The organism is Rahnella sp. ChDrAdgB13, from assembly GCF_017655185.1.
GTDB lineage: Bacteria > Pseudomonadota > Gammaproteobacteria > Enterobacterales > Enterobacteriaceae > Rahnella > Rahnella contaminans.
The window spans coordinates 1-2,736 of the sequence record NZ_JAEMGT010000216.1; the positions used below are offsets into that span (position 1 = coordinate 1).

At 44.8% G+C, this 2,736-nt stretch carries 3 protein-coding genes and 1 pseudogene; 2 read left to right on the plus strand and 2 right to left on the minus strand.

Features of this window, described 5'->3' with window-relative positions:
- The first annotated feature begins 311 nt into the window (after window positions 1-311).
- Both J8X26_RS26880 and J8X26_RS26885 read left to right on the plus strand, forming a co-directional pair.
- A complete protein-coding gene (locus J8X26_RS26880; protein WP_208952574.1) occupies window positions 312-584 on the plus strand; it encodes an antitoxin in 273 nt (90 codons plus the stop codon).
- Window positions 584-949: a type II toxin-antitoxin system PemK/MazF family toxin gene (locus J8X26_RS26885; protein WP_208952577.1), complete on the plus strand. Its 366-nt coding sequence runs from the start codon at window positions 584-586 to the stop codon at window positions 947-949. Before J8X26_RS26880 ends, J8X26_RS26885 begins: the two co-directional genes overlap by 1 nt.
- Window positions 950-1,281: 332 nt before the next feature.
- Here J8X26_RS26885 and J8X26_RS26890 read toward each other — a convergent pair whose 3' ends face one another.
- Together J8X26_RS26890 and J8X26_RS26895 are read right to left on the minus strand one after the other, a co-directional pair.
- Complete coding sequence (locus J8X26_RS26890; protein ID WP_208952575.1) at window positions 1,282-2,022, minus strand: carbonic anhydrase; 741 nt, start codon at window positions 2,020-2,022, stop codon at window positions 1,282-1,284.
- A 346-nt stretch (window positions 2,023-2,368) separates the two neighbouring features.
- Window positions 2,369-2,674, minus strand: a pseudogene (locus J8X26_RS26895) (DUF4158 domain-containing protein); the annotation flags it as partial.
- Between the last annotated feature and the right edge of the window lie 62 nt (window positions 2,675-2,736).

Consider the following 2,736-nt stretch of genomic DNA (forward strand, 5'->3'; position numbering starts at 1 on the left):
TTTATCTGATGACTGCCTGAAAAACAGGCAATTCAATTTTTACTGACCTGATGTCATTAATGCGACAGAACCGCATTAAATCTGTCGGGGGAAATAAACATATATCACTGTATTGCATGACCTTTATCTGCCTAAAAAGAAAAGAAAAAAAATATATGTAATATAGAGATGTCTTCTTTAGAAAAAGAAATAGGAAAAACAAACACTAACGCGCCTTGCTTGTTTTTTTATCTACCGCTTAAAAATCTCGTTGCTCTAGTAACACAAAGTGCTACTATAGTTCTACTAAGTAGCACAACCAAGGGGAAACTATGCAAACTGTGAAAGTTCGCCAACAAGGCGGCGCCATGATCGTGACTATACCTCGGGATTACGCAGCGGCAGCTGGCTGGGCAGTAGGCACTGAAATAACAGTCAAACGCCAAGGTTCTGAATTAAATCTTGCTCCTGCCACACACAATCCACGTGGTGCATATTCCGTGGCAGAGTTGTTAGGCCAGATTGACCAGCAAGAAATTGTTGCATTAAATGGAGATGTGAAGGATTTCGCCAGCATGGAATCTGTTGGTAAGGAATATTGGTGATGACAGAGGGAAGGATACCGAAGCGCGGGGATATTTGGCATTTTGATCCAAATCCCATTGTCGGCCGCGAGCTTAAAGACAAACACTATTGCATAGTAGTTACAGTAGAAGAACTTAATGGCGTGCTTGGCGTAGCCATTTGTTGTCCTATATCGACGGCTGCGGAAACCGCAAGATCTGCAGGAGTTACTGTTACTGTTGGTCCAATAGACACAGAACGGGGAGACCTTCGAGGTGTCGTTCTGTGCCATCAGGTTCGTGCATTGGATTTAAACAAAAGGGGTGCAACATTCGAAACAGTGGCGGAAGATGGATTATTGAAAGAAGTTATTTTTAAATTAACTAACTTAATCGACCCACAGTAATTAAGTTTTACTAGCCCAATAATTTTCGATACCCAAACCAGCCCCTAGTTGTAACGGCTCGCGTTTGAAATCACGTGGGCTCGCAATCAGCACAATTTCTGGCTCAAATTATCTGCAAATGAAAAAATCGTCTCTTTTGGATCTAGATGCTCGTTAGTTGCTGTCTCATAAGTTTCGCCTCAACCCTTACAATACGCGGAAAGTGTCTTATCGTTCCGTCTTGCTGGAGTGTACCAAAAGAAGACAGATGAGGGCATCAAAGGGAAAATGCCATTATTGCTTAATGTGACTCCAAAATGACTGCTAGTCCGAGCATTTGAGAATACGAGCAGTTACACTGTGAAAAATTCAACCTTACCGCCAGTAAGATGATACATGCTGCCAACAATTTTAATTTTCTTCTGGTCTTCCAGTTGTTTCAGTACCGGGCTATTTTTGCGGATGTTTTCGATGGTCAGCTCGACATTTTTTCGTGCCACCGCATCGACAAAATCATAATTGCTACCTTTACGCTCGCCGCTGTACTCCGTTTTTGCAATCGCGGGTTTAATTTCATCCAGCAGGCCAGTCAGGTTACCCAGTTCAGCATTATCAATGGCGCCACGTACCGCACCACAGCGTGTATGTCCCATAACCAACACCACTTTCGCGCCGGCAACAGCACAGGCAAACTCCATGCTACCCAACATATCGCGATTACTGATATTCCCTGCAACACGGGAGTTAAACGTTTCACCGATCCCTGCATCCAGTACAATTTCTGCCGGTGCGCGTGAGTCAATGCAGCTAAGGATAACCGCTGCAGGATACTGACCCGCAATACTGTTACGCTTTTGTGCCAGGTAATCATGTTTTGCCGGGCGATTTTCTCGGAAACGTAAGTTTCCCTGTTTAAAATGTTCAATCACTGCATCTGGGGTCATACCGTCACGTTCTTCTTTACTCAGTGATGCGGCAAAAGAGATGGATGGTACCGATAAGGCTGCAAGTCCAGTGACAGACAAGGCGGAAATCGCCAGTGTTTGTTTCAGGATTGTCCGGCGTGAAGGTTGTGCAGGTTGGTTTTGTTCCATTATTTTCTCCTGGTTACTGAGTTAACTCCAATTGCTGAGATTATACGTAGGTAAACGTTAATCAAACCCAAACGACAATTTTTAACCAGTATGAATAGATGTCTGAGGCCAGCCGAACTGGAAAATAGAATGCTGGCAGTGGGGGCTACCAATATGACGTTTTTCATTTGCAGTTATTGTGAGCCGGGGGAAATGGATGTTGAGCCGGAGAAAGTAAATGCGAGCTCATTGTCACTTAATGTGAGCCAGGGAGGATTTTCATTGTCAGTTAATCTGAGCTCAAAATCGCGCTGATTGCGAGTCCATGTGATTACGATTGCGAGCCGTTACAATTAACATTTCCTGACCACAGTCGATAATCAAAGAACTCCGTGATTAACTTACGCTGTGCATAGTATTCATGATCGGCCACGGATCTGTCCGCCGGGGAGGCATCACGAAAGTAATGCTGCAGCACAAAAGCGTAATCACTTTCAACCTGCTGCGGAGAAAAGCGAAAGAAGGCGTGCTTGGCTTTGAAATAACCGATCTGCAAAATGCAGTAAACCTGGGCCCGTAAACCGGGGCGGCTGGTTGCGAGCTCCAATTCACCTGCGGAAAGTGACAAAAACTCCCGTTGCTGCCCTTCATCAAAATCGGGTAGTCCGTACAGTGCAAATTTCTCCGCATCCGTTAATACGGAGAGCCGTTCACTTTTACCGCCAGTCTTGTCTG

Bases quoted from the DNA above. Each gene is read 5' to 3' on its own strand.
- J8X26_RS26880 (WP_208952574.1), top strand. From the start codon at position 312: ATGCAAACTGTGAAAGTTCGCCAACAAGGCGGCGCCATGATCGTGACT.
- J8X26_RS26890 (WP_208952575.1), bottom strand. From the start codon at position 2,022: ATGGAACAAAACCAACCTGCACAACCTTCACGCCGGACAATCCTGAAA.
- J8X26_RS26885 (WP_208952577.1), top strand. From the start codon at position 584: ATGACAGAGGGAAGGATACCGAAGCGCGGGGATATTTGGCATTTTGAT.